Here is a 23,765-nt window from a genome sequence, read left to right as displayed (position 1 = left end):
TCAGAGCCCGCGCAGCGGGTGTTCGTCCGCCGTCCAGGGGCTGGCGAAAAAAGCCTGGATCATTTCCGGCTTCACGTCTTCGATGCGCGCGGGCATCCACTGCGGCTTGTAGTCCTTGTCAACGGCCAGCGCGCGTATGCCTTCGACGGTTTCGCTGGCTGCGCCGGGACGCAGGTGAAAGCACTGGTACACCATGTCGCGCTCCATGCGCAGGTCATCGGCCAGTGTCATGGTGCGGGCGCGGCGGATCTGCTCCAGCGTCACATGCAGCATCAACGGTGAACGCTTGCGCAGGGTGGCGGCCGTCTTCAGCGCCCAGGGGTCGGTTGAAGCCTCCAGCGCGTCCACGATGTGTTTGACCCGTGCCAGCGAAAAATAAGCATCAAAATGGCCGGCAACCGAAACAGGTCGGGCGCCACCAGCTATCAATTCAGTAGCAACCCACTGCTCTGCCTCAGCAGCTGAAGCGAAAGCCCGGCCGCCCAGGGCGTCCCAAAGTGCCGGCAGGCGGGCTGCGTCCAGCTTGACGTCCGCCAGGCCGTAGCCGATGGCTTCATCCGCACCGATCACGTCACCCGTGAGTGCCAGGTACTCGCCGGCGTGGCCTGGGCAGCGGCTCAGGAAGTAGCCGCCGCCGACGTCCGGAAACAGGCCGATGTTGGTTTCCGGCATGGCCATTTTGGTGTGCTCGGTGACGATGCGCACCTTGGCACCCTGGCTGATTCCCATACCGCCGCCCATCACCACGCCGTCCATGAAGGCAATGTACGGCTTGGGATAGTTGTGGATCAAGTGGTTGAGCGCGTATTCCTCGGTGAAGAAGTCCTCCAGCGCGGAATCGCCCGCGAACACCGCCTGGTGGAAAAAGCGGATGTCGCCGCCCGCGCAAAAACCGCCGAAGAAGCTCTCGGGCGTGCCGGGCTGGCCTTTCTTGTTGGTGCCGCGTATCGCCACCAGATGAACCTCAGGGTCGTCACGCCAGGCCAGCAGGGCGGCGGACAGGTCCCGGATCATGGCCAGCGACAACGCATTGAGCGCCTTGGGACGGTTCAGGGTAATGAGCCCGGCACTGCCGCGCCGCTCGACCAGCACATCGTTTCTGCTAACGGTATTCATGCCCGCTGCCTCCATCCAACCAGTTCATTGACCACCAGCGCACCTATCACCAGCGCGCCGCCGGTCAGCACACTCGCGCCAGGTACTTCACCCGCGCCAAACCAGGCCAGCAAAATACCAAAAATCACTTCCAGCAGCGCCAGCAGGGCGACTTCCGGCGCCTTGAGAACGCCGGCACACATCACCGACAGCACGCACGGGATGGCCAACTGAACCAGACCCAGCAAGGCCAGCAGGCCGACGTCATGTGGCGTGGCGGAAAACGGGAACGACAAGGGCAAGGTAGCCAACGATGAGATCACCGCCCCCACCAGCACGGCAGGCACCAGGTCGATGTTCTTGCCGTGGGCACGGCTGTGCTGCACCACGGTCCAGTTGCTGGCGCTCGCCAGCGGCACCATCAGGGCGACCAGCGTTCCGCCCAGGTGGCTGGAAAGGTCCATCTGCCCGCCGTACATCCACGCAATACCGGCGCCCGCCATGGCAATGGCCAGCCAGGTGCGACCGGGAATGCGGTGGCCGATAAACGCGCGCGCCAGCAAAGCCGTGATGAAAGGGCTGACCGCCATCGTCACCAGCACATTGGCCACCGTGGTGAGCGTCAGCGCCACCATGAAAGCCGTGAACATCACGCTCCAGCAGAAACCGGAAATCCAGAGCGCCGAGCCACCGTTGCGGATTTTGGTGAACACCGCCCTGCCCTGCCACAGCGGCAAGATCACCAGCAAAGAGACCACTGTGAAAAAGCTGCGCCAGAACGTGACTTCAAAACTGCGCGCCGACTCCAGATGGCGCGTGACCACACCCGCAATCGACCACATCATGGTCACGAAAATCATCAGGAAGACGGCTTTGGAATGCGTGAGTTTCATAGGCTTGTAATCAATTCAGGCGGCTATGCGAACACAAAAAAGTTAAAAAGGCCGCTGGAGCTTGCACACACAGCGGCCTGGTTTCAAGCGATCCACCCCGCTGCCCGGCGAGTCCCTGTCTCATACCAGCAGGGGCCGCGGAACCGGCTTTGCCGGGCCGCAGGCGCAGCGGCCCCCTCGGGGGGCAGCGCATTACACGAAGTGAAAAGCGTGGGGGCTCTTCAAGACCTGCCTGCGCGCTTGCGATCGCTTTCTTTGAGGTGGCGCTTGCGCAGGCGAACCGACTTGGGCGTGATTTCAACCAGCTCATCGTCCTCGATGAACTCAACGCCGTATTCGAGCGTGAGTTCGATAGGCGGCGTGATCTTGATCGCGTCTTCCTTGCCGCTGACGCGGAAATTGGTCAGCTGCTTGGTACGTGTAGCGTTCACCACCAGGTCGTTGTCACGGCTGTGGATGCCGACGATCATGCCTTCATACACCGGGTCATTGGCGCGCACAAACATGCGGCCGCGGTCGTCCAGCTTGCCCAGGGCGTAGGTGAAAATCTCACCGTCGTCCATGGAAATCAGCACACCGTTTTTACGGCCGCCGATTTCGCCCTTGTGCGCTTCGTAGCTGTCGAAGATGTTGGAGATCAGGCCGGAACCACGCGTCAGGTTCAGGAACTCGTTGGTAAAGCCGATCAGGCCACGCGCCGGGATGCGGTACTCAAGGCGCACGCGGCCTCTGCCGTCCGGCTCCATGTTCACCAGCTCGCCCTTGCGCTCGCCCAGTGCCTGCATCACGCCGCCCTGGTGCTGGTCTTCGATGTCGGCCGTGACCAGCTCGATAGGCTCATGCTTTTCACCGTTGACATCCTTCATCACGACGCGCGGCTTGGACACCGCCATTTCGAAGCCTTCGCGGCGCATGTTTTCCAGCAGGATGGTCAGGTGCAGTTCGCCGCGGCCCATGACTTCAAAGATGCCTTCTTCGTCGGTTTCGCTGACGCGCAGGGCCACGTTGTGCTGCAGTTCTTTTTGCAGGCGGTCCCAGATCTGGCGGCTGGTGACGTACTTGCCTTCGCGGCCAGCCAGTGGGCTGGTGTTGACGCAGAAGTTCATGGTCAGGGTCGGTTCATCGACCTTGAGCATGGGCAGCGGTGCCGGGTTGGTCGGATCGGTGATCGTCACGCCGATACCGATGTCGGTCAGGCCGTTGATCAGCACGATCTCGCCCGGGCCGGCTTCCGTGGCCTGCACGCGTTCGAGGCCCTGGAAAGTCAGTACCTGGTTGACACGGCCCTTGACTGCCTTGCCGTCCGGGCCTTCCATGACCACCACATCCATCATGGGCCTGATCGTTCCCTGGCTGATACGGCCGACGCCGATGCGGCCGACGAAGGTCGAGAAGTCGAGAGCGGAAATCTGCAGCTGCAGCGGCGCAGCGGGGTCGCCCTTTTGCGCAGGCACGTGCTTGAGGATGGTGTTGAAGAGCGCCGACATGTCGGGGCCCCACTGCTCGTTCGGCGGGCCTTCTTCGAGTGACGACCAGCCGTTGATGCCGGAGGCATACACCACGGGGAAATCGAGCTGCTCGTCGGTGGCGCCCAGCTTGTCGAACAGGTCGAAAGCGGCGTTGATGACCTTGTCGGGATTGGCACCCGGCTTGTCGACCTTGTTGACCACCACGATGGGCTTGAGACCGAGTGCCAGGGCTTTCTTCGTCACGAAACGCGTCTGGGGCATGGGGCCTTCCTGCGCGTCGATCAGCAGCACCACGCCGTCGACCATGGACAGCGCGCGTTCCACTTCACCGCCGAAGTCAGCGTGGCCCGGGGTGTCGACGATGTTGATGTGCGTGCCTTCCCAGGTCACGGCGCAGTTCTTGGCCAGGATGGTGATGCCGCGTTCTTTTTCGATGGCGTTGTTGTCCATCACGGTGTCGACCACTTTTTCGTGCTCGGCAAAGGTGCCGGACTGACGCAGCAGCTGGTCAACCATGGTGGTTTTGCCATGGTCAACGTGGGCGATGATGGCGATATTGCGGATTTGGTTATGGCTCATGGTTGGCTTTCAGGAAGACTCGAAACAGTACGGGTTAATGTTGGAAAGAAGAAGCCGCAACGCCTGTAGGCGCAGCAGCGAAATCGGGTGTGGAGCGTTCGGCCGGCACGGTGGCCTTGGAGGCGGCTTGCAAAATGTCCTGTATTTCAATCGGGCTCAGCAAACGCTGCGGAATCAATTCGTCGGCCGTGACATGGGCCGAGCCCAGGAACGCCGGCGGCTCGGTGCCATAGACCTGCACCAGCGGCGCATCGGCGCCCCACTGCCCGGGTTCACCCCGGCGGCGCAAACCACTTAAAAACCGCCCTGCATTGTCGGCGTCCAATGTGACAGACGGGTACGCCGACACCAGCGACTGCGCCGGCAGCAGACAGGCTTCGCGCTCGGGCTCGGTCATGGCTTCCAGGGCAGGCAAGGTCACGCACTGCCGCGCCGTGTAGCCGCCGGTCTCCAGCCGCCTGAGCGAACCCAGATGCGCGCCGCAGCCAATGGCTTCGCCAATGTCTTCACCGAGCGTGCGGATGTACGTGCCCTTGCTGCAGGTCACTATGATTTTGATAGCTGCTTGCGCCCGGTTGTCATGGGCTAGAGCCATATTCAGCTTGAAAATGGTGACGTGACGGGCTTCCCGCTCCACCTCTTGCCCCTTGCGGGCGTATTCGTACAACGCCTTGCCGTCTTTTTTGAGCGCCGAGTACATGGGCGGAACCTGTGCTTGCGGGCCGGTGAAACGCTCCGTCAGCGACTCCAACAAGGCCGGTGTGATCTCGGGTACGGGCCGGGTTTCAATGACGTCGCCTTCGGCATCGGCCGTGGTGGTTTTCTGGCCCAGCAGCAGCACCGCTTCATACGTCTTGTCAGCGTCGAGCTGGATCTGGCTGAACTTGGTGGCAGCGCCAAAACACAACGGCAACACGCCGGTAGCCAGCGGGTCCAGCGTGCCGGTGTGGCCGGCCTTGTCGGCGCGCAGCAGCCATTTGGCCTTCTGCAAGGCCTGATTGCTCGACAGGCCCAGCGGCTTGTCGAGCAGCAGCACGCCGTGCACGGGACGTCGCTGGATTTTCTGGCGATGAGAAGAGATTTGCGTCATAAATTCCGACAGGTTCAACGCACGGGCTGGCCCGGGCGCGTCGTTGGCACCGTTGTCCCTGAACCTGTCATCAAGGGGAACGGCGCGAACTCAGTCGTCTTGTGCGCGGGAAGAAACCGCCTTGGCAATCAAGGCGTTCATATCGGCCGCACGTTCGGTCGTGCGGTCAAAGTGAAAGTGCAGCGTCGGCACGGTGTGCGTCATCAGCCGCTTGAACAGGCCGTTGCGCAGGAAACCGGCGGCCTGGTTGAGCGCTTCTTCGCACTCTTTCGGGTCACCGACAAGCACACTGAAAAACACTTTCGCATGCGCATAGTCGGCCGTCACCTCGACGGCCTGCACGGTCACCATCCCGACCCGGGGGTCTTTGAGTTCGCGCGCGATCAGCTCCGTCAGACCCCCCCCCCCCCCCCCCCCCGACCGGGATCAGACTTCCAGTGTCCGCGCCACTTCCCTGATTTCAAAGAACTCCAGGATGTCGCCAACCTGGATGTCGTTGTAGTTCTTGATGTTCAAACCGCACTCGAAGCCTTCCTTGACTTCCTTGGCGTCGTCCTTGAAGCGCTTGAGCGAGTCGAGTTCGCCCGTGAAGACGACCACGTTTTCGCGCAGAAGGCGCAGGCGCGCGGTGCGGCGAACCACCCCGGCGGTGACCATACAGCCGGCGATCGAGCCGATCTTGCTGACCTTGAACACCTGGCGAATCTCGGCATTGCCGATGACTTCTTCCTTCTTGTCCGGCGTCAGCATGCCCGACATCGCGGCGCGAAGTTCGTCCACAGCGTCATAAATGATGTTGTAGTAGCGAATGTCCACGCCGTTGTTTTCGGCCTGCTTGCGGGCCTGGGCATCGGCACGGGTGTTGAACCCGATCACCACGGCCTTGGAGGCGATCGCCAGGTTGACGTCGGATTCGGAAATACCGCCGACACCGGAGTACACGAGCTGGACCTTGACCTCTTCGGTCGAAAGTTTCAGCAGCGACTGGGCCAGCGCTTCCTGCGAGCCTTGCACATCAGCCTTGATGATGATGGGCAGCATCTTGACTTCGCCGGCGCCGATGTCGGAGAACATGTTCTCCAGCTTGGCGGCCTGTTGCTTGGCCAGCTTGGTATTGCGGAACTTGCCGGCGCGGTAGGTAGAGATTTCACGGGCACGACGCTCGTCGAGCATGACCATGAATTCATCACCAGCCTGCGGCACTTCCGTCAAGCCCTGAATTTCCACTGGAATCGACGGGCCTGCCGTTTTGATCGGCTTGCCGTTTTCGTCCAGCATGGCGCGCACGCGGCCATAGGTTGAACCGGCCAGCACCACGTCGCCGGCTTTCAGGGTTCCCGCCTGAATCAGCACGGTCGCCACGGGGCCACGGCCCTTGTCGAGGCGGGCTTCGATCACCAGGCCCTTGGCCAGTGCATCCACCGGCGCCTTGAGTTCAAGCACTTCGGCCTGCAGCAGCACCTGTTCGAGCAAGGCATCGACACCGGCGCCGGTATGGGCAGAGACGCCGACAAAAGGAACGTCGCCGCCGAATTCTTCGGGAATCACTTCTTCGGTGACCAGCTCGCCCTTGACGCGCTCCATGTTGATACCAGGCTTGTCGATCTTGTTGATCGCCACCACGATGGGAACACCGGCCGCCTTGGCATGCTTGATGGCTTCCTTGGTCTGCGGCATCACGCCGTCATCGGCCGCCACCACCAGAATCACGATGTCGGTCGCCTGGGCGCCGCGGGCACGCATGGCGGTAAACGCCTCGTGGCCCGGGGTATCCAGGAAGGACACCATGCCGCGCGGGGTTTCCACATGGTAGGCACCGATGTGCTGGGTGATGCCGCCCGCTTCGCCGGAGGCCACTTTGGCGCGGCGGATGTAATCGAGCAGAGAGGTCTTGCCATGGTCAACGTGACCCATGACCGTCACAACCGGCGCGCGCGGCAACAACTCGGCCTGCTGGCCTTGCACGTCTTCGTCGGCAAAGGCTTCCGGGTCGTCCAGCGAAGCCGTCACAGCCTTGTGGCCCATTTCTTCCACCACAATCATGGCGGTGTCCTGGTCCAGCGGCTGGTTGATGGTGACCATCTGGCCAAGCTTCATCAGGTGCTTGATTACTTCCGATGACTTCACGCTCATCTTGTGCGCGAGTTCGGCCACGGTGATCGTTTCAGGCACGTGCACTTCAATGACCTTGAATTCGGTCGGCGCCACGAAGGTGGATTCCGGACGTGCTTCACGGTCATTGCGGCGGCCACGCGGGCCGCCACGGAAATTGCCACGGCCGGGCACAACGGGTGCGCCACGGCTTGGAATGCCCTTCTTCTTGGCGGCGTCGTCCTTCCATGTCGAAGACAGGTTCTCCGACTTGACTTCCTTCTTGCCAGCGGCACCAGGGGCGCCCGCAGTAGCCGGTGCACCCGGTTTGGCCGCGGCACCCGGCGCGCCGGCCGGCTTGTGCAGCGTGCCCTTGATGGCGGCTTTGGGGTCGACGTGGGGCACCAGAACGCGCTTGGGCGCGGACATCATGGCGCGAATGCCGGCAGCTTCGGCTTCGGCCTTGCGACGGCGGTCCTGGAGCTCTTGCGCCTTGGCGGCGTCGGCCTGGAATTCGGCGGTGGCTTTGGCCTTGGCAGTAGCAGCGGCAGCCGCGGCATCGGCAGCCTTCGTGGCCTGTACGGCCGCGGCGGTTTCAGCGGCCTTGGTGGCTTCAGCTGTTACTGGCGCGGCTTCCTTGGCTTTTCCGGCTGGCTTGGCTTTCTTGACCACAGCCTCGGCGGCTGCAGCAGCCGCCTGGGCGGTTTGCTCGGCGGCCAGGCGCTCCTGCTCGCGCGCAGCATCCTTGGCGTCCTGCTCTTCGCGAAGACGGCGTTTTTCAGCGAGCTCCTGCTCCTGGCGGCGCAGCAGTTCTGCGTGGCGGCTGGCTTCTTCTTCGCGGCGAATCAGTTCGGCATCGTCGATGACGGGAGGTGCCGGAGGGGCGGCCACTTCAGGCTGCACTTCTTCCGCAGGCTGGTCGGAGCCGTCGTCACGCTTGATAAAGGTACGTTTTTTACGCACTTCCACCTGGATGGTGCGTGCCTTGCCGGTGGCATCGGCCTGCTTGATCTCGCTGGTGGATTTTTTCACCAGGGTGATCTTCTTGCGCTCGGCCGTGACGGTGCCATGGCTGGCCTGCAGATAGCCGAGAAGCTTCTGCTTGTCCGCTTCGGACAAGGGGTCGCTGGCTTGCGCCTTGGCGACACCCGCGCTGGTCAATTGCTCGATCAGGGTGGCGGGAGATTTATTGAGTTCAGCTGCGAATTCAGCGACGGTAGTGGTACTGGACATATGTTTTTTTCCTGCTGGCCTCCATGATCATTGCTCTTGGGCCGCTGCAGGTGCAGGGGTGTCAGCGGCAGCGGGTTCATCGGTAAACCAATGGGCGCGTGCGGTCATGATCAGGGCTTTGGCTTCGTCCGAAGACTGGCCGGTGATATCGGTAAGTTCGTCCACGGCCAGATCGGCCAGGTCGTCGCGGGTATGGATGCCCGCTTCTGTCAGTTTGGCGATCAGCTCTGGCGTGAGGCCTTCGACGTCGCGCAGGTTCTGCGACACGCCTTCGGCATTTTCTTCCTTGGCGATTTCCATCGTCAAGAGCGCGTCTTTGGCGCGCGTACGCAGCTCATTGACGGTGTCTTCGTCGAAGGACTCGATCTCCAGCATTTCCTGCAGCGGCACATAAGCCACTTCTTCGAGACTGGTGAAGCCTTCGGAGATCAGGATGTCGGCGATTTCCTCGTCCACGTCGAGCTTTTCCATGAACAGCTTGCGGCTGGAATCGGTCTCGGTGGCCTGCTTTTGCGCAGACTCATCGGCCGTCATGATGTTGATCTTCCAGCCGGTCAGCTCGGCGGCAAGGCGCACGTTCTGGCCGCCGCGGCCGATCGAAATCGCCAGGTTTTCTTCGTCGACGACGACATCCATGGCGTGACGCTCTTCGTCGACCACGATGGACGACACGTTGGCCGGGGCCAGCGCGCCGATCACGAACTGGGCCGGGTCTTCGCTCCACAGCACGATGTCCACGCGCTCGCCGGCGAGCTCGTTGGTCACGCCGTTGACGCGGGTGCCGCGAACGCCGACGCAGGTGCCGATCGGGTCGACACGCTTGTCGTGCGACAGCACGGCGATCTTGGCGCGGGAGCCGGGGTCACGGGCGCAGGATTTGATCTCCAGCAGGCCTTGTTCGATTTCAGGGACTTCCTGGCGGAACAGCTCGATCATGTACTCGGGCGCCGTGCGCGAGAGGATGATGGGCGCGCCGCGCAGGGTCGTGTCAACTTCCATGATCATGGCGCGGACGCGGTCGCCGGAGCGCAGGTTTTCCTTCGGGATCATGTCGGAACGGCGCAGGCGGCCTTCCACACGGCCGGATTCGACAATGATGTCGCCCTTGTCCATGCGCTTGACGGTGCCGACAAAAATCTTGTCGCCGCGCGACATGAAGTCGTTGAGCAGCATTTCGCGCTCGGCGTCGCGGATTTTCTGCAGGATGACCTGCTTGGCCGCTTGCGCGCCAATGCGGCCGATCGGCAGGCTTTCCACCGGCTTTTCGATGTAGTCGCCTTCTTCGATGTCGGCGATTTCGTCGCGTGCGTCGCTGACCAGCTCTTCGGCTTCAGGGTTCTGCAGGCCGGCTTCGTCAGGCACCACCAGCCAGCGGCGGAAGGTTTCGTAATTGCCGCTGTCACGGTCGACGGCTACGCGGATGTCCACTTCGCCTTCGTAGACCTTCTTGGTGGCCGAGGCGAGCGCGAGCTCGACGGCGCCAAAAACGACGTCACGTTCCACATTCTTTTCACGCGAGATGGCATCAACCAACATCAACAGTTCGCGATTCATTTCACAAGCCTGCCTTTCTTCATTTCTTGAAATTAATTCTCTGCGGAGGGCTCGGCACCAGGCGTTATTTTGGGTTTACGCCCCTTGAAATCAACCACGGGCGCGAGGCGCGCCTGTTGAATCTCATCGAGGGTAAAACCCAACGCCTGCAGCGGTGCGGGAACCTTCTTCTTACTGACCTTCTGGCCGGGTTTGACGGCCGGCTCATCGCTCCACACGATCTGCCAGCCGCCAACGCCGTCCGCGGCCACGACACGCTCCAGCGTGCCGCGAAACTTCTTGCGGCTGGCCGCGACGGTTGAACCGGCGCTGGCAGCCACACCAATGGGAGCCTTGAGCGTGATGTCGATCAACTCACCGGCAAAACGCTCAAAATCTTTTTCGTTGCGCAAGGGCCTGTCGATGCCGGGAGAACTGACTTCCAGCCGCGCATATTCGGCGCCTTCGACTTCCAGGACAAACTGGAGCTGGCGGGTGACTTTTTCGCAGTCCTCGGCATTGATGAACTGTTCGGCACCCTTGACGTAAGGCATGTCGATCGTGACGCGCAGCAAACCACCGCCGGTGCGTTCGATCTCGACCAGCTCGTAGCCCAGCCCCGTCACAGTTTGCTCAATCGTCTCTTGCAATGCCATTCAGTCTCTTAAACCCGCTCTAAATCCGTATGTTCAAAAACAAACGCCCAAAAAAAATGGGCGGTGAAAACCCGCCCATTTGGTCGTGAAGCTCTTATTGTAACGTGCTGCGCCCTTTGATGCAAACAATTTCCATGCCTGACACGCTAGAGAACGCCTGAACCGTCGATGTAAATCCTTCTGATTACGACGTCCGCCCTGCTCATTGGAACCAGGCCTGATGAGCAGGCTAGGGCACATTTTTTCGGTTAACCATTCCGGCGTCTCCGCTAGAAAGACGCAGCGTGAAAACGGATGCATCGCTGCGTGAATGTCTAAATGACACCTTCTGCTCACGCTCCCCTGTAAAAGATTTATAAATCCATAAAAATCAATTAAATCATATAGATTTTTAATTTAGTTAAAGTAATTCATGAAGATTTTTTCTTGATCTCCGCGGTCCGTGGAGACGCACAATGTTCAAGCCGCAGTGACCAGAACCCGCGTATAGGGATGCTGAGGTGTATCCAGCACTTCGCTCAGTGAGCCTGACTCCAGCACATCGCCGTCCTTCATCACCATGACTTCATGGGCCATGGCACGGATCACGTCGACGTCGTGCGTGATCAGCAAATAACTCAGGCCACGCTCGCGCTGCAATCTTTGCAGCAGTCCCAGCACCTGTTTCTGGATAGTGACGTCCAGCGCGCTGGTGGGTTCGTCCAGCACCAGCAGGCTGGGGTTGACGATCAGCGCGCGCGCAATGGCCAGCCGCTGGCGCTGCCCGCCTGAAAATTCGTGCGGATAGCGCTGCAGCAAACCCGGAAACTGGGCCTCGGTCATACCGACATCGGCCAGCGCCTGCAGCGCCCGTTCCCGCCGCCCGGCTGGGGCCAGTTTGGACTCGTGCACCGTCAGGCCCTCCTCCACAATGGCTTCAACGGTCATGCGGGGTGACAGGGAAGAAAACGGGTCCTGGAACACGACCTGAACGGCGCGGCGGATGGCCTTGTTGCGTGCCGCATCCCGGCTCCAGGTCTGGCCGGCCGCCTGCAGCTGCCCTGAAAAAGGCAGCAAGCCCAGGCTGGCCAACGCCAGGGTGGATTTTCCGGATCCTGATTCACCGATCACGCCCAGCGTCCTGCCCGGGGGGATATGAAAACTGGCGTCTTTGACCGCCACAAATTCGGCTTTTTTAAACCACCCGCGTATGCCTGGAATGGAGACCGGATACGCCACGCGCAGGCTTTCCGCACGCATGGCTGGCCCCACGCCCGCTTCCGCACCAGCGTCGGCCGCCAGCCCGTCCCGCTGCGGCTTGCTGTCGATCAGCTTGCGCGTGTAAGGGTGCTGTGGCCGGGCAAAAACCTCCGCCACGGCACCCTGCTCCACGATGTGGCCGTTTTCCATCACCGCGACTCGGTCGGCAAACTTGCGCACGAGGTTCAGGTCGTGTGTGATCATCAGCACCGCCATGCCGTTGCGCTGCTGCAGCTCGCCCAGCAGGTCCAGGATCTGGCCGCGCAGGGTGACATCCAGCGCGGTGGTCGGCTCATCGGCCAGCAGCAGCCGGGGCTGGCAAGCCAGCGCCATCGCAATCATGGCCCGCTGCCGCTGGCCACCCGAAAGTTGATGCGGAAAGGAGTTGGCCCGCCTTTCAGGCTCGGTGATACCCGTATCTGCTAGCAATTTGATAGCTGCTTGCGCACATTCAGCGGGGGTCAGGCCCTGTTTTAGCTGAAGAACTTCGGCGATCTGGTTGCCCACACTGAACAGGGGGTTCAGTGCTGTCATGGGCTCCTGGAAGATCATGGCGATGTCACGGCCGCGAATCCCACGCAAGGACTGCTCCGGCAAGGACAGCAAATCCACGGGCGCCCTGGGCGGCGCACCGCTGGCGGCCCGGTCTGCCGCATCGATGCCGGTAAAAACAGCCTTGCCACCGACCACGGCGTTTTGCGCCAGCCGTAGCAGGCTCAGCGCCGTCACAGTCTTGCCCGAACCGGATTCGCCCACCAGCGCAAGCTTTTCGCCGGGTGCGATGGAAAAATCGATGCCGTGGACGACTTCCTTGCCGCCGAATGAGACCGTGAGGCCTTCGACCTTGAGCAAAGGCGCGGTCATGCATCCACCTTCCGGGGGTCCAGCGCATCGCGCAACGCATCGCCCATCAGGGTCAGCAGCAGCAAGGTGATCACCAGCACGGCAAACGTGGAAATGGATATCCACCAGGCGTCGATGTTGGCCTTGCCCTGGTTGAGCAATTCGCCCAGCGAGGGCGTTCCCGGCGGCACACCAAGGCCCAGAAAGTCGAGCGAGGTCAGCGCCAGGATGGCCGCACTCATGCGGAACGGCAAAAACGTCACCACCGGTGTCAGGCTGTTGGGCAGGATGTGGCGCCACATGATCTGCACATTGCCTACGCCCAGCGCCCGGGCCGCGCGCACATAGTCCATCTGCCGGTTGCGCAGGAATTCAGCCCGTACGTAATCCGACAAGCCCATCCAGCCGAAAAGGCTGAGCAGCAACAGCAGCAACGCCACACTGGGCGCAAACACGGCGCTGAAGATGATCAAAAGGTAGAGCTCTGGCATGGAGGCCCATATCTCAATAAGGCGCTGCATCGTCAAATCGGTCTTGCCACCTACATAGCCCTGGATGGCGCCGGTGATGACACCCACCACTACCCCGATCACGGTAAGGGCCAGTCCGAAAAGAACGCTCAACCGAAAACCGTAAATCAGCTGGGCCAGCAGATCGCGCCCACGGTCGTCGGTGCCAAAGAGGTTGTCTCGCGAGGGGGCGGAGGGATTGGGCGCCTTGGCAAAGTAGTTGATGGTGCGTGGGCCATACGGATTAGGCGGGTAGATAGCCCAGTTTCTGCCCTCGTTCAGCTTGTCGCGGATGAAAGGATCCAGGTAGTCGGTCGGGGTTTCAAAATCTCCCCCAAAAGTCTTTTCGGGATAGTCTTTCGCCAGCGGAAAGTAATACTGCCCGTTAAAGCTCACCACCAGCGGCTTGTCGTTGGACAGCACCTCAGCGAACAGGCTCAGAATTACCAGCACGGTAAATACCAGCAAGCTCCAGTAACCGAGCCGGTTGCGGCGAAAACGCCGCCAGGCCCGGCGCGAAGGCGACACCGACTGCGGCGCGACGGAGGGGGCAAGGGACGGTGCTGGACTGCTCATGCTCAATCGAATTTCACTCGGGGGTCAACCCACACATAACAAAGGTCGCTGACCAGCTTGGTCACCAGGCCGATCAGCGTGAAGAAGTAAAGGGTGCCCAGGACGACCGGATAGTCCCGCCGGATCACGCTTTCGTAGCTCAGCAGGCCCAGGCCGTCGAGGGAAAACAGGGTTTCAATGAGCAGGGAGCCGGTAAAAAAGGCGCCGATAAAAGCCGCAGGAAAGCCGGTGATGATGGGAATCAGTGCATTGCGAAACACATGCTTCCATAGCACCTGCCGTTCGCTCAGGCCTTTGGCCCGGGCCGTCAGCACGTATTGCTTGCGTATTTCCTCCAGGAAGGAATTCTTGGTGAGCGCGGCCGTCACCGCAAAGCTGCCCAGCACCATGGCAATCACCGGCAGGGTGATGTGCCAGAGATAGTCGACGATTTTTGCGCCCCAACTCAGGCTTTCCCAGTTGCTCGACGTCAGCCCGCGCAGCGGAAACCACTGCAATTGCCCGCCAAAGACCACCAGCAATGCAACGCCCAGCACAAAACCCGGAATGGCATAGCCCACCAAAACGATCAGCGTCGTGACAAAGTCAAACCGGCTGCCCGCCCTCACCGCCTTGGCCACGCCCAATGGCACGGCGATCAGGTAGCTGATGAAAAACGTCCACAGCCCCAGGCTGATGGAGACCGGCAGCTTCTCTTTCACCAGCTGCCAGACATCTTTGTGCTGGTAAAAGCTTTTGCCCAGGTCAAAGCGGGCAAATTGGCCCAGCATCTGGAAGAAGCGCTCGTGCACCGGTTTGTCAAAGCCGTAAAGCACCTTGATCTCTGCAATGCGCTGGGCGTCCACACCTTGCCGCCCACGGTAGCCAGCGCCAGACGTGGCGGCGCGTTCACCGCCCGAATCACGCCCCTGCAACTGGGCCACCATTTGCTCGACTGGCCCGCCCGGCACAAACTGCACCATCGCAAACGTGACCAGCAGGATACCGAGCAGGGTCGGGATCATCAGCAACAAGCGCTTGAGGATGTAGCTGGCCATCGTTCGCCTATTTGTTGCTTTCCGAGGCCCACCAGGTGCTCATGGCCCAGGTGTCTGCCTCGTAATACGGCGGAATGGTCGCCGGCAGCACAAGCGGACGCGGCCGGTAGCCGATGAGGAAAGCGTCACCGTAGTATTGCGGCACCGAGTAATAACCGTGGGTGAGCACCCTGTCCAGCGCGCGCACGGCTGCGCCCAGTTCGGGCCGGGTTTTGGCGGTGACCACTTTTTGCAGCAGTGCATCGACGGCCGGGTCGGCAATGCCCCAGATGTTGGACGAGCCCGGCGTTTTGGCCGCGGCAGAACCCCAACGGTCCAGCAATTCGCCGCCAGGGGCGGTGCTGCCGGGCAAGCGGGCCGTGGTGATGTCAAAGTCAAAGGCATCCATCTTCTGCTTGGACAGGGAGAAATCCACGACCCGGTAAGTCATGGTGATGCCGAGCTTTTCCAGCGCCTTTTGGAAAGGCCCGACGATGCGGATCAACCCCGGCTGGTCATTGAGAAACTCCATGACGAAGGCCTCGCCCTTGGCATTGCGCAGGGCGCCGTCGCGATAGGTCCAGCCGGCTTCTTTCAGCAGGGCCTGGGCCTGGCGCAGGTTTTCGCGCAGGCTTCCCGGCGGGGCGGTGCTGGGCGACACCGGAACTTCACCAAAAACCTCGGGCCGGAGTTTGCTGCGCAGCGGTTCCAGCAGGGCCAGCTCGTCGGGCTTGGGCGGGCCTTCGGCGTGGAATTCGCTGTTCGGGAAATAGCCGTTCACCCGTTTGTAGATGCCGTAAAACAGCTGGCGGTTCATCCACTCGAAATCCATCGCCAGGCCGATGGCCTTGCGCACCCGGATGTCCTGGAACTGCGGCCTGCGCAGGTTGAAGATGTAGCCCTGGAAATCACCGGGGTTCCTGTTTTCAAAGGCCCGCTTGACCAATTCGCCGGAAGTGAACTGCTTGCCGGTGTACTGCCTTGCCCAGTTGCGCGAGGTGAATTCGCGCAGGAAGTCGAATTCACCCGCCTTCAGGCCTTCAAACCTGGAGGTTTCGTCCAGGTAAATCTTGTAGGTGACACGGTCAAAATTGAAGAATCCCTTGCGTGTAGGCAGATCAACCGCCCAGTATTTCGGGTCGCGCACGTAGGTGATGTCGCGGCCCATGGCCAGCGAAGCCAGCTTGTATGGGCCAGAGCCAATGGGCGGTTCGGACACGATCTGGTCAAAGGGCTTGCGCTTGCCGTCAGCCACGCCCCAGTCGCGGCTGAAGACCGCCATGCCGCCCACCACCAGCGGCAGCTCGGGATTCGGCGTGGCAAAGTCAAAGCGCACCACCCGTTCGGAGACGGCCACGGCGTCCTTGACCTCGGCGTAAATGGTCTTGAACTGCGGCGCGGCTTCCTTGCTGATCAGCGTCTTGAAGGAATGCACCACGTCGGCGGCCAGCACCGGCTTGCCATTGTGGAACCGCGCTTTTTCGTTGAGGCGGAAGGTCGCCGAAAGCTTGTCCACCGCCACCTCGACATCTTCGGCCAGCAAGCCGTAGGCCGTGGTGGGCTCTTCAGAATTGCCCGTCAGCAGGCTTTCCAGCAGCAGGCCGCCGATGTTGTAGGGCGCGGTGCCGCGCAGGGTGAAGGGATTGAACTTGTCGAAGTTGGTCGGCCGCGTGGGCGGCACCATGCGGATTTCGCCGCCCTTGGGCGCATTCGGGTTGACGTAACTGAAGTTGCTGAAGCCCGGCGGGTATTTGATGTCGCCAAACTGGGCGTAAGCATGGGCGGCGTGCGACAGCGGCGCAAGGGCGGCCGCAAGCAACGCCACCAGCAACCGCCAAAAAGGAAAATCCCGCATGCGACAATTCTGCACTACTTAAGCTGGCAAGATTCCGGCGCGCAGACACTGCGCCCCTTGCCCTCTCTCCCGCCAACTACCTACTGGAGCACCTGCATGGCCACGAACACCGGATTCCTCACTGGCAAAAAACTGTTGATCACGGGGGTCCTCTCGAACCGGTCCATCGCCTACGGCATCGCCAAGGCCTGCCATGCCCAGGGCGCCGAGCTGGCTTTCGGCTATGTCGGCGAGCGCTTCAAGGACCGCATCACCGAGTTTGCCGCCGACTTTGACTCCAAGCTGATTTTTGACTGCGACGTGGGCGACGACGCGCAGATCGACAAGATGTTTGCCGACCTCTCCAAAACCTGGCCGACCTTCGACGGCTTTGTGCACAGCATCGGCTTTGCACCGCGCGAGGCGATCGCCGGCGACTTCCTGGAAGGCCTGTCGCGCGAGGGCTTCAGGATCGCCCACGACATCAGCGCCTATAGCTTCCCCGCCATGGCCAAGGCTGCCCTGCCCTACCTGAATAAAAACTCGGCCCTGCTCACGCTGACCTACCTGGGCGCCGTGCGCACCGTGCCCAACTACAACACCATGGGCCTGGCCAAAGCCAGCCTGGAAGCCTCGGTGCGCTACCTGGCCGAATCGCTGGGCCCCAAGGGCATGCGCGTCAACGGCATCAGCGCCGGCCCTATCAAAACCCTGGCTGCCAGCGGCATCAAGGGCTTCGGCAAAATTTTGAGCGTGGTGGCCGAAGCCTCGCCAATCCGCCGCAACGTGACGATTGAAGACGTCGGCAACGTCGCCGCCTTTTTGCTGAGCGACCTGGCCGCAGGCGTGAGCGCCGAGATCACCTACGTGGACGGCGGCTTCAGCCATGTGGTGGGAGGCATCGCCGAGCCGGCAGCTGAAGCCTGACAGCATCCTGCGCCCGGCTCGCATGCCGGGCGTTGCTGCCACGATGACGGCATTCGTTCGCTATAAAATAGATAGCTGCTTGCGCCCGCCCCTATTGGGCTGTAGGTCAAATGCACGCATCAAATAAGGCCTGCAGGCACTCTGCAGGCCCTCGTAAAGCCGGGTCAGGCAGCAAAACAGCCGGATTTGGCTGGGCCGGGCCTCGAAACAGTGCCAAAATAGGCTACAGGCCAATACTGACGAGCGCAAGCAGCTATAAAAATAATAGCGCCTTGCTGCACTTCGCGTCAAAGTTCAGGCGTCAACCCTGCGTCCAGTAGTCATAGCTCCAGACGGTTTGGAAACCCGCCCGCCGGTAAAGCGCCCGCGCAGCGGCATTGCCTTCTTCCACCTGCAGGAACGCGCGCTCAATGCCCCGCTGCATTGCCGCTTCGGCCATGGCGGCCAGTACCCGCCCTGCCAGCCCCTTGCCGCGGTGTGCCGGGTCGGTTCGCATCCCGTGGACGCTGGACCATCCGTGGCTGAAAGCCGCCGCGCCGGCGGCAATGGCCTTGCCGCCCTCGCGCACGCTGGCAAACACAGAGTCGCGCCCGCGGCCGAGCGACCTGACACGGCTGGCGCCGTCCACGGGGTCGAAACCCTCGGCCAGGAACAACGCGGCCCAGGCCTCGTCCGGCGTACCGGCAGTTTCAGCGAGTGCCTGCGCCGACACACCACGCATGGACTTGACCTGCGCCACTTCAACCAGCACCGGCTTGCCCGATGTGTAACCCCGCGCGCCCAGTTCGCGGCGCAAGGCATCAAAACAGGCCTCATTGGCCAGCCGGAAAACTGCCCGCATCCCGCGCGCGCGGTACAGCCCTTCGATGCTATCGATCACGCCGTCGGCGGGAGGCTGATGCAGCAGGGGCACGGCGCTTTTGGCCCGGCTGACCGTTCCGCTGTCAAAGGGCAGCAACCAGCCACCGATTTCGAGCTGGTCCTCGGGTGATACAGCCGCCACAGTGGCGCGCTCGATATGTTCAATGTCGGTGGAAGTCATGGTGTCGATAAAAGAATGCCGGGGCCGGCTGGCCCAAGGGAGTCAAACAGCAATGAGTACAGGCCGAAAATACCGGCCCTACGGGTACGGGCGAAGTGGCAGATTATTGCGTCCGTCCCAGGAGCTGGGGGTATCCAGGACGGGCTAGGAAGAACGCCCATCGAAATGCGTCACCTTGATGGTGTCCAGATCGATCCCCTCGAGGCAGCGGACGTTGATAGCTGCCATGCGATTGCCGGCAGGGTCCGTTCCTTCGCCATAGGGATGGATGCCACAGGTGGGGCAGAAACGGTGGCTGATCACATGCTTGTTGAACTGATAGTTGCTGGCATTTTCATCGGGTGTCAGCAAACGAAGCTGGTCATGCGGCACAAACCACAGCAGCGACCCTTTGCGCTGGCAGATGGAGCAGTTGCAGGCCAGGGCGCTGTTCGGCTGGCCGTCGACCTCAAACGCGACTTTTCCACAATGGCAACTCCCTCTGGAAGTCATTTTTTCTGTCATAAGTTGATTCCTCTCATGGCCATTGCAGCCTTCATGGTTGACGGGGTTGCGCGGGCAACACAGGCGCCATCAGAACGCTTGCGCCACGCAAATTTGAACTATAAACTGTACATTCATACAGTCATAAGTCAAGAAAAACAGGGAGGGCCCATGCGGCAGCACATCACCCGCTCCGGCGAGCGGGCCAACACGGTCTTTTTTCGCCTCAAAACGCTTCACTGGTTGTTGGCGGCCGCAGGCTTGCTGGCGCCAGCACTTCCTGCATTGTCGGCGTCCGCAGTTGCGCAGGCGCCACCGCTGATGCTCGCCAAGGTGTACCAACCCGGCGTCCCCCTTCAGGATTATTGGGTCAGTGAAAAATTCGACGGCGTGCGCGGCTACTGGGACGGAGAACAGCTGCTCACGCGCGGGGGTGAACGCATCGCCGCGCCGGCCTGGTTTACCGCAGGCTGGCCCAAAACACCCCTGGACGGCGAGCTGTGGGCTGGCCGCGGCCAGTTTGCCAGGGCGGTGTCTACCGTGCGCCAGCAAACCCCGGACGACGCTGCCTGGCGGGCCATACGCTTCATGGTGTTTGACCTGCCCGCGCAAGGCGGCCCGTTCAGCGAGCGCATCCCGGCCCTCAATGGCGTGGTGAGCCGCATCGACCAGCCCTGGGTGCAGGCCGTGGCGCAATCGAAGGTGGCAAGCCACGCCGCCTTGCAGGCGTTACTGGCCACCACCGTGAAGCGCGGCGGCGAAGGCCTGATGCTGCACCGCGGTACGTCTTTCTACAAAGGCGCACGCAACGACGACCTGCTCAAGGTCAAGACCCATGAAGACACCGAAGCCCGCGTGGTGGCGCATGTTCCCGGCAAGGGAAAGTACGCCGGCATGCTGGGCGCGCTGCTGGTGGAAATGCCCGGCGCTGACGGCAAGCCGGGGCGGCGCTTCAAGCTGGGAACCGGGCTCAGCGATGAACAGCGCCAGACTCCACCGCCTGTGGGCAGCACCGTCACCTACCGGTTTCGCGGGCTCAACGACAGCGGCCTTCCCCGGTTTGCCAGCTTCATGCGGGTACGGGAAGACCAGCTGCTTTAAAAGGTGGGCCCGCAAATCGGCGCACCGCCGGAGACCAACGTGAGCTGGCCTCGCGCCCGCTGCATGCAACAGGAAAATAGCCTGTAGTGCTTGTCAGTCTTGCGCCACCAGCTGCAAAAAGAATAGCAAACGCCCCGGGGAGGCGGTTTTATTTTTTCTGGCTCGCCAGCAGGCCCAGACCCGTGTAGCCCAGACTGGCAATGACGAAGAACCAGCCAACCCACTTGAGGAAGGACGATCCGCCGGCTTCCTGCGCGAACCCCACCTGGCTCGGGTCGCCGGGCATGTAGTAGATGTTTACCGGCCTGCCCGCCGCGAAATCCTTCAGCACGGCCTCAGGGAACGAGCGCTTGATCGTCATGGCTTGCCCGGTGTCGGTGCGGAATTTGAGTTCCGCCGTGTAGGTGGTGTGTCCCTTTTGGGAAAAGCTCTTGTATTCCTTGATCGGCTCGACCACGGCCGTCTTGCCGCTGGCCATGAGCAGCCGCAACTCGCTGTCCCCGCTGGCCTGCACGCGCAGGAACACTGCGCCGACGATGACGCCGAGCACCCCGAAGAGAATCGTCTTGAACATGCCGCCTCCCAGTAAATATGGGAGGGACTATAGCAAACGAAAGTACCTGTTTATTCCAGCCTAGCGTTTGACGCAGTCCGCGTAGTAGCGCGTCTTGCCCTTGGCATCCACCTGTTCCACAAGACCGTGGATGTCTGTTTCAAAGCCTGGGCACTGGGCGTTGAACTCGCGCGAGAACTTCAGGTAGTCCACGATTTTCCGGTTGAACACCTCACCCGGAATCAAAAGCGGAATGCCTGGCGGATACGGCGTAACCAGGCCCACGGTGATGCGGCCTTCCAGGTGGTCGATTTCAACCCGTTCCGTCGTGCGGTGGGCAATGTGGGCATAGGCGTCGCTGGGTTTCATGGCGGGTGCCAGGTCGCTCAGATAGACCTCTGTGGTCAGGCGAGCGATGTCGTACTTGGCGTACAGCGTGTGGATGTGCTGGCACAAATCGGCCAGGCCCATGCGCTCGTACTTGGGGTACTTTTGGCAGAACTCGGGCAGGATGCGCCACATCGGCTGGTTCTTGTCGTAGTCGTCCTTGAACTGCTGCAGCGCCGTCAGCAGCGTGTTCCAGCGGCCCTTGGTGATGCCGATGGTGAACATGATGAAGAAGCTGTAGAGGCCGGTTTTTTCGACAATCACGCCGTGTTCGGCCAGGAACTTGGTCACGATGCTGGCCGGGATGCCGGTTTTGGCGAACTTGCCGTTCAGGTCGAGGCCGGGCGTGACGATGGTGGACTTGATCGGGTCCAGCATGTTGAAGCCGGTGGCCATCTGGCCGAAGCCGTGCCAGTTGTTGGCGCCGTTTTTGGCCGTCTTGGCGCTGCGGGATTCACCCTTGATGATCCAGTCCTGCGACTCGCCGATGCCCTCTTCGACCAGCTTGTCCGGCCCCCAGACCTTGAACCACCAGTCGGTGCCGTATTCCTCGTCGATCTTGCGCATGGCGCGGCGGAAGTCCAGCGCTTCGGCAATGCTTTCCTCAACCAGTGCCGTGCCGCCGGGAGGCTCCATCATGGCGGCGGCCACGTCGCAGCTGGCGATGATGCTGTATTGCGGCGAGGTTGACGTGTGCATCAGATAGGCCTCGTTGAAGAGGTGCCTGTCGAGTTTGGTGTTCTGCGAATCCTGCACCAGCACGTGACTGGCCTGGCTGATGCCTGCCAACAGCTTATGGATGGACTGCGTGGCGTACACCACCGCATTTTTTGGCCGCACGCGGCTCTTGCCCATGGCGTGGTAGCTGCCGTAGAAGGGGTGGAAGGCGGCGTGCGGCAGCCAGGCCTCGTCAAAGTGCAGGTTGTCGATGTAGCCGTCCAGCATGCCCTTGATGGTTTCGGTGTTGTAGAGCACGCCGTCATAGGTGGACTGCGTCAGCGTCAGCACACGCGGCTTGACCTTGCTGCTGTCCACGCCCTTGAGCAGCGGGTTGGCGTCGATCTTGGCGCGGATGGCTTCCGGTTCAAACTCGCTCTGTGGAATCGGCCCGATGATGCCGAAATGGTTGCGCGTCGGCTTCAGGAACACCGGAATCGCACCCGTCATGATGATGGAATGCAGGATGGACTTGTGGCAGTTGCGGTCAACGACCACCACGTCACCGGGCGCCACTGTGTGGTGCCACACCATCTTGTTGCTGGTCGAGGTGCCGTTGGTCACGAAGAAGCAGTGGTCGGCATTGAAGATGCGCGCGGCGTTGCGCTCGCTGGCGCCAATGGCGCCATCGTGGTCCAGCAACTGGCCGAGCTCTTCCACCGCGTTGCAGACGTCGGCGCGCAGCATGTTCTCGCCAAAAAACTGGTGGAACATCTGGCCCACGGGACTTTTCAGGAAAGCAACACCGCCCGAATGGCCCGGGCAGTGCCATGAATAGGAACCGTCTTCGGCATAGTCGAGCAGTGCCTTGAAAAACGGCGGCTGCACGCCTTCCAGGTAGCTCTTGGCCTCCCGCAGGATGTGGCGCGCCACGAACTCGGGCGTGTCCTCGAACATGTGGATGAATCCGTGCAGTTCGCGCAGGATGTCATTGGGGATGTGGCGCGAGGTCTTGGTTTCGCCATAGACGTAAATCGGCACATCCAGGTTCTTGCGGCGTACTTCCTCAATAAAGGTGCGCAGGTTGAGCACGGCCGGGTCGAGGTCGGGGCCTGGTGAAAACTCTTCGTCATCAATCGACAAAATGAAGGCGCTGGCCCGGCTTTGCTGCTGGGCGAACTGCGAGAGGTCGCCATAACTGGTCACCCCCAGGACTTCGAAGCCCTCGGTTTCAATGGCTTGCGCCAGCGCACGGATACCCAGACCGGAGGTGTTCTCCGAGCGGAAGTCTTCGTCAATGATGACGATGGGAAAGCGGAATTTCATGGCTTGGGCTGGAGTTCATGGTCGCCCTGAACCTGTCGGAGGGCATGGGAAACGCTCAAAGGGCATAGACAGGTTGAGCCCGGGCGGTGAGAGGAAGCTTTTTCCAAGCAGCGAAGTGTAAGGACATATTGTTGCGCTACGCTTGTCTTGGGGTCTAATTGCCCCAAAATGTAGCGGATGACCGACAAAAGGAGGATGCATGAGTGAATCGACTATCTGGTGGCTGCTGGCGGGGGCCGCAGTGGCGGTGGAGCTGGCCACGGGAACGTTTTACCTGCTGATGGTGGCTTTGGGCATTGCAGCGGCGGCCATTGCCGCGCATATGGGCGCCTCGACGTCCATGCAGCTCATTGCAGCGGCCGTCGTGGGCTCGGCCACCGTGAGCATTTGCCACCTTGTTCGCAGCCGCGGGCCCAAGGAGCTGCCGGCAGGCACCAACCCGGACGTCAACATGGATGTCGGCGAAACCGTGCAGGTGGACGCCTGGCAAGCGGACGGCACGGCGCAGGTCCGCTACCGCGGCGCGCAATGGGCTGTGGTTCAGGCGGAAGGCGGAACGCCCTCCGCTGGAACCCACCGCATCCGGGAAGTCATTGGCAGCAAACTAATCGTAGAAAAAACCTGAGGGAGTCA

18 protein-coding genes and 1 pseudogene are annotated in these 23,765 nt (G+C 61.4%); 3 read left to right on the top strand and 16 right to left on the bottom strand.

Features of this window, described 5'->3' with window-relative positions:
- The 12 genes and pseudogenes from AC1D1J_RS01375 to AC1D1J_RS01320 form a co-directional block, all read right to left on the bottom strand.
- Positions 1-1,116: an enoyl-CoA hydratase/isomerase family protein gene (locus tag AC1D1J_RS01375; RefSeq protein WP_477693682.1), complete on the bottom strand. Its 1,116-nt coding sequence runs from the start codon at positions 1,114-1,116 to the stop codon at positions 1-3.
- A complete protein-coding gene (locus AC1D1J_RS01370) occupies positions 1,113-1,988 on the bottom strand; it encodes a DMT family transporter (RefSeq protein ID WP_477667342.1) in 876 nt (291 codons plus the stop codon). Before AC1D1J_RS01370 ends, AC1D1J_RS01375 begins: the two co-directional genes overlap by 4 nt.
- Positions 1,989-2,209: 221 nt before the next feature.
- Complete coding sequence (typA, locus tag AC1D1J_RS01365; RefSeq protein ID WP_457282768.1) at positions 2,210-4,036, bottom strand: translational GTPase TypA; 1,827 nt, start codon at positions 4,034-4,036, stop codon at positions 2,210-2,212.
- A gap of 34 nt (positions 4,037-4,070) precedes the next feature.
- Positions 4,071-5,126 (bottom strand): tRNA pseudouridine(55) synthase TruB, encoded by a 1,056-nt coding sequence (gene truB / locus AC1D1J_RS01360; protein ID WP_477693681.1) that lies wholly within the window; start codon positions 5,124-5,126, stop codon positions 4,071-4,073.
- Between the two features lie 90 nt (positions 5,127-5,216).
- Positions 5,217-5,522: pseudogene (gene rbfA, locus AC1D1J_RS01355) on the bottom strand (30S ribosome-binding factor RbfA); the annotation flags it as partial.
- Between the two features lie 30 nt (positions 5,523-5,552).
- Entirely contained in the window at positions 5,553-8,450 is a 2,898-nt protein-coding gene (infB, locus tag AC1D1J_RS01350) for a translation initiation factor IF-2 (protein WP_477693680.1), read from the bottom strand.
- A gap of 27 nt (positions 8,451-8,477) precedes the next feature.
- On the bottom strand, positions 8,478-10,004 hold the full coding sequence (nusA, locus tag AC1D1J_RS01345; RefSeq protein ID WP_457282764.1) for a transcription termination factor NusA: 1,527 nt from the start codon (positions 10,002-10,004) through the stop codon (positions 8,478-8,480).
- A 32-nt stretch (positions 10,005-10,036) separates the two neighbouring features.
- The gene (gene rimP, locus AC1D1J_RS01340) at positions 10,037-10,639 is read right to left on the bottom strand and encodes a ribosome maturation factor RimP (RefSeq protein WP_477693679.1); all 603 of its coding nucleotides are present in this window, start codon (positions 10,637-10,639) and stop codon (positions 10,037-10,039) included.
- A gap of 459 nt (positions 10,640-11,098) precedes the next feature.
- The gene (locus AC1D1J_RS01335) at positions 11,099-12,742 is read right to left on the bottom strand and encodes an ABC transporter ATP-binding protein (protein ID WP_477693678.1); all 1,644 of its coding nucleotides are present in this window, start codon (positions 12,740-12,742) and stop codon (positions 11,099-11,101) included.
- On the bottom strand, positions 12,739-13,806 hold the full coding sequence (locus AC1D1J_RS01330; RefSeq protein WP_477686376.1) for an ABC transporter permease: 1,068 nt from the start codon (positions 13,804-13,806) through the stop codon (positions 12,739-12,741). The genes AC1D1J_RS01335 and AC1D1J_RS01330 overlap by 4 nt, the downstream gene beginning before the upstream one ends.
- Positions 13,807-13,808: 2 nt before the next feature.
- Positions 13,809-14,843, bottom strand: coding sequence for a microcin C ABC transporter permease YejB (locus tag AC1D1J_RS01325; RefSeq protein ID WP_477686377.1), 1,035 nt, complete (start codon positions 14,841-14,843; stop codon positions 13,809-13,811).
- A 7-nt stretch (positions 14,844-14,850) separates the two neighbouring features.
- A complete protein-coding gene (locus AC1D1J_RS01320; RefSeq protein WP_477686378.1) occupies positions 14,851-16,677 on the bottom strand; it encodes an extracellular solute-binding protein in 1,827 nt (608 codons plus the stop codon).
- Positions 16,678-16,773: 96 nt separating this feature from the next.
- On the opposite strand from AC1D1J_RS01320, the gene fabI reads away from it, so the two are divergent.
- On the top strand, positions 16,774-17,583 hold the full coding sequence (gene fabI, locus AC1D1J_RS01315) for an enoyl-ACP reductase FabI (protein WP_477686379.1): 810 nt from the start codon (positions 16,774-16,776) through the stop codon (positions 17,581-17,583).
- Between the two features lie 301 nt (positions 17,584-17,884).
- Here fabI and AC1D1J_RS01310 read toward each other — a convergent pair whose 3' ends face one another.
- Together AC1D1J_RS01310 and AC1D1J_RS01305 are read right to left on the bottom strand one after the other, a co-directional pair.
- Entirely contained in the window at positions 17,885-18,625 is a 741-nt protein-coding gene (locus AC1D1J_RS01310; protein WP_477686380.1) for a GNAT family N-acetyltransferase, read from the bottom strand.
- Between the two features lie 144 nt (positions 18,626-18,769).
- The gene (locus AC1D1J_RS01305; RefSeq protein WP_477686617.1) at positions 18,770-19,117 is read right to left on the bottom strand and encodes a GFA family protein; all 348 of its coding nucleotides are present in this window, start codon (positions 19,115-19,117) and stop codon (positions 18,770-18,772) included.
- Positions 19,118-19,279: 162 nt separating this feature from the next.
- Between AC1D1J_RS01305 and AC1D1J_RS01300 the strand changes: the two genes are divergently transcribed.
- On the top strand, positions 19,280-20,209 hold the full coding sequence (locus AC1D1J_RS01300; RefSeq protein ID WP_477686381.1) for a DNA ligase: 930 nt from the start codon (positions 19,280-19,282) through the stop codon (positions 20,207-20,209).
- A gap of 148 nt (positions 20,210-20,357) precedes the next feature.
- Here the strand turns inward: AC1D1J_RS01300 and AC1D1J_RS01295 are convergent, their stop codons facing one another.
- Both AC1D1J_RS01295 and AC1D1J_RS01290 read right to left on the bottom strand, forming a co-directional pair.
- Positions 20,358-20,783: a DUF3592 domain-containing protein gene (locus tag AC1D1J_RS01295; protein ID WP_477686382.1), complete on the bottom strand. Its 426-nt coding sequence runs from the start codon at positions 20,781-20,783 to the stop codon at positions 20,358-20,360.
- Between the two features lie 60 nt (positions 20,784-20,843).
- Positions 20,844-23,132 (bottom strand): Orn/Lys/Arg family decarboxylase, encoded by a 2,289-nt coding sequence (locus AC1D1J_RS01290; RefSeq protein WP_457282753.1) that lies wholly within the window; start codon positions 23,130-23,132, stop codon positions 20,844-20,846.
- A gap of 199 nt (positions 23,133-23,331) precedes the next feature.
- Between AC1D1J_RS01290 and AC1D1J_RS01285 the strand changes: the two genes are divergently transcribed.
- Entirely contained in the window at positions 23,332-23,757 is a 426-nt protein-coding gene (locus AC1D1J_RS01285) for an NfeD family protein (protein WP_477693677.1), read from the top strand.
- Positions 23,758-23,765 lie beyond the last annotated feature (8 nt).

The organism is Polaromonas sp. P1_F8 (assembly GCF_056405635.1).
This window is presented reverse-complemented; position numbering and strand designations above follow the sequence as displayed.

Excerpts from the sequence above, each read along its gene's own strand:
- AC1D1J_RS01375 (WP_477693682.1), bottom strand. The coding sequence starts at position 1,116 with ATGAATACCGTTAGCAGAAACGATGTGCTGGTCGAGCGGCGCGGCAGT.
- AC1D1J_RS01370 (WP_477667342.1), bottom strand. The coding sequence starts at position 1,988 with ATGAAACTCACGCATTCCAAAGCCGTCTTCCTGATGATTTTCGTGACC.
- typA (WP_457282768.1), bottom strand. The coding sequence starts at position 4,036 with ATGAGCCATAACCAAATCCGCAATATCGCCATCATCGCCCACGTTGAC.
- truB (WP_477693681.1), bottom strand. The coding sequence starts at position 5,126 with ATGACGCAAATCTCTTCTCATCGCCAGAAAATCCAGCGACGTCCCGTG.
- infB (WP_477693680.1), bottom strand. The coding sequence starts at position 8,450 with ATGTCCAGTACCACTACCGTCGCTGAATTCGCAGCTGAACTCAATAAA.
- nusA (WP_457282764.1), bottom strand. The coding sequence starts at position 10,004 with ATGAATCGCGAACTGTTGATGTTGGTTGATGCCATCTCGCGTGAAAAG.
- rimP (WP_477693679.1), bottom strand. The coding sequence starts at position 10,639 with ATGGCATTGCAAGAGACGATTGAGCAAACTGTGACGGGGCTGGGCTAC.
- AC1D1J_RS01335 (WP_477693678.1), bottom strand. The coding sequence starts at position 12,742 with ATGACCGCGCCTTTGCTCAAGGTCGAAGGCCTCACGGTCTCATTCGGC.
- AC1D1J_RS01330 (WP_477686376.1), bottom strand. The coding sequence starts at position 13,806 with ATGAGCAGTCCAGCACCGTCCCTTGCCCCCTCCGTCGCGCCGCAGTCG.
- AC1D1J_RS01325 (WP_477686377.1), bottom strand. The coding sequence starts at position 14,843 with ATGGCCAGCTACATCCTCAAGCGCTTGTTGCTGATGATCCCGACCCTG.
- AC1D1J_RS01320 (WP_477686378.1), bottom strand. The coding sequence starts at position 16,677 with ATGCGGGATTTTCCTTTTTGGCGGTTGCTGGTGGCGTTGCTTGCGGCC.
- fabI (WP_477686379.1), top strand. The coding sequence starts at position 16,774 with ATGGCCACGAACACCGGATTCCTCACTGGCAAAAAACTGTTGATCACG.
- AC1D1J_RS01310 (WP_477686380.1), bottom strand. The coding sequence starts at position 18,625 with ATGACTTCCACCGACATTGAACATATCGAGCGCGCCACTGTGGCGGCT.
- AC1D1J_RS01305 (WP_477686617.1), bottom strand. The coding sequence starts at position 19,117 with ATGACTTCCAGAGGGAGTTGCCATTGTGGAAAAGTCGCGTTTGAGGTC.
- AC1D1J_RS01300 (WP_477686381.1), top strand. The coding sequence starts at position 19,280 with ATGCGGCAGCACATCACCCGCTCCGGCGAGCGGGCCAACACGGTCTTT.
- AC1D1J_RS01295 (WP_477686382.1), bottom strand. The coding sequence starts at position 20,783 with ATGTTCAAGACGATTCTCTTCGGGGTGCTCGGCGTCATCGTCGGCGCA.
- AC1D1J_RS01290 (WP_457282753.1), bottom strand. The coding sequence starts at position 23,132 with ATGAAATTCCGCTTTCCCATCGTCATCATTGACGAAGACTTCCGCTCG.
- AC1D1J_RS01285 (WP_477693677.1), top strand. The coding sequence starts at position 23,332 with ATGAGTGAATCGACTATCTGGTGGCTGCTGGCGGGGGCCGCAGTGGCG.